This is a genomic window from Legionella bozemanae (genome assembly GCF_001648595.1).
GTDB classification, from domain to species: Bacteria; Pseudomonadota; Gammaproteobacteria; order Legionellales; family Legionellaceae; genus Legionella; species Legionella bozemanae.
Genome location: NZ_LBAW01000086.1, coordinates 1 through 858, shown reverse-complemented (window position 1 = coordinate 858; position 858 = coordinate 1). Strand labels below are relative to the sequence as shown.

Genomic DNA, 858 nt, shown 5'->3' with positions numbered 1-858 from the left:
CATGCCCTTGTGCGTTGGTTATTTCGACCCCGGTAACAGTGGTGAGCGGATTAGCCTCTGCCGCCAAGCATGGGCTTTTGATTAAAGGTGGAAGTTATTTAGAAACTGGGCATCAGTTAAAGTTAATTGCCTTAGATAAAACGGGCACCTTAACCGAAGGCAAACCTGTGGTTACGGACTTTATTGTTCATGACTCGAGTAGAACAAAAGAAGAGTTACTGCTTATTGCAGCAAGTCTTGATAGCCATTCGGAGCATCCTGTAGCACATGCTCTAGTGACTTACTGGCAGCAAGAGCAGTCTGACACTGCTTTATTAGAGATTGATGAGTTTAAGGCGCTCCCTGGCCGTGGCGTGAAGGGGTTGGTGCAAAAGGAACTGTTTTATGTAGGGAATCACCAACTGGCTGAAGACAATCACGTATGCAATCCTGAAATAGAAAAAGAGCTGAAACGATTGGAGGAAGAAGGAAAAACCACGGTCATTTTAAGCAATAACAATACGGTTCTTGCTCTGTTTGCGGTGGCTGATACGTTGCGTCAGTCCAGTCAGTGGGCTATTTCAAGGCTTCATGAGCAAGGGATAAAAACAGCAATGCTGACTGGTGATAATGCAGTAACGGCCCATGCCATTGCGAAACAAGTGGGTATTGATGAAGTGAAGGCAAATGTATTACCTACCGATAAACTGCAAGCAATTAATCAACTCTTGGCGCAGTATCAAACGGTAGGCATGGTAGGCGATGGTATTAATGATGCACCTGCTTTAGCCAAAGCCAGCATTAGTTTTGCAATGGGCAAAGGGACGGATACGGCATTGGAAACGGCCGATGTAGCGTTAATGAATGATAATTTGGCCA

Annotated in this window: 1 protein-coding gene; it reads left to right on the top strand. The window is 45.2% G+C overall.

Annotated features, from left to right (window positions below; genetic code table 11):
- Window positions 1-858, top strand: an 858-nt coding sequence (locus A8O27_RS18155) for a heavy metal translocating P-type ATPase (protein WP_154669268.1), incomplete at both ends; no start/stop codon positions are given.